The following is a 1,119-nucleotide window of genomic DNA, read 5'->3' on the forward strand; positions in this document are numbered from 1 at the left end:
CCGCCAGCGCCGCCGCCGCGGCCAAGCCGGCCAGCCCGCGCAGCAGCCAGCCGCGCAGGCCGCGCCAGAGCGACCAGAGCGCCACCAGCCCCGCCAGCAGCGCCAGCGCCGCCACGATCGGCCAGGGCAGCAGCGGATCGAAGGCGAGCCCGCTCATTCCGAAACCTCCTCCTGCCGCAGCCGGTCGAGCAATGCCGGCACATGCACCTGATCCGATTTGTAATTCCCGGTCAGCACATACATCATCAGGTTGACGCCGAAGCGATAGGCCATCTCGCGCTGGCGCTCGCCGTCGAAACCGGAACCGACGCTGAACATCGGCAGGCCGTTATCGTCCACGGCCCAGGCCTCGGCCCAGGCATTGCCGCCGATCAGCACCGGCGACACGCCGTCGTTGAGATTGCGGAACGGAACGCCCTCGGCCGCCTCGGCGCCGGCGGGGGGCGCCTCGGCCCAGATCTCGCGCCCGTGGTAGCGGCCGGGGAAGTCCCTGAGCAGGTAGAAGGTCCGGGTCAGCACGTGATCGGCCGGCACCGGCGCCAGCGGCGGAATGTCCAGCGGCGCGGCCAGGGTCTGCAGCGCCGCCGAGCCGTCCGGCCCGCCCAGACCGGCGATGTCGCCGTCGCGGGTGTCGAACAGGATCATGCCGCCCGAGCGCAGGAAATGGTTCAGCCGCACATAGGCCCGGGGCGAGGGCAAGGGCTGCGTCCCGGTCACCGGCCAATAAAGGAAGGTCAGCAGCGACAGGTCGTCCCGGTCGGGATCGATGCCGATGGGCGGGCCCGGCTCGACCGTGGTGCGTTGGGTCAGCACCTGCGACAACCCGCGCAGCCCGGCTTCCGAGGCGGCGTCCACCTCGGCATCGCCTGTGATCACATAGGCCAGCGTCACCTCGTTCGCGGCACGCACCAGCCGGGGGTCGGGCGCCTCCTGCGCGTGCAGCGCGGCGGTCCAGAACAGGGCCCAGGCGGGCAGGATCAGCAGGACCAGCCTCATGCGAACCCCCTGCCCCGGCCGGGCTGCGCGCCCCGCGCCAGCCAGGCGCTGCCCAGGGCGTCCAGCGCCAGCAGCGCCGCGGCCAGCGCGATCAGCCAGCCGCGCAGGTCCAGCCCCGGCGCC

1 pseudogene is annotated in these 1,119 nt (G+C 72.8%); it reads right to left on the bottom strand.

Going from position 1 to position 1,119, the window contains the following annotated elements:
- Positions 1-153: 153 nt before the first annotated feature.
- Positions 154-1,119, bottom strand: a pseudogene (locus I9P22_RS24250) (DUF4159 domain-containing protein); the annotation flags it as partial.

Origin of the sequence: Paracoccus binzhouensis, from assembly GCF_016446475.1 — a bacterium.
Classification (GTDB): domain Bacteria; phylum Pseudomonadota; class Alphaproteobacteria; order Rhodobacterales; family Rhodobacteraceae; genus Paracoccus; species Paracoccus binzhouensis.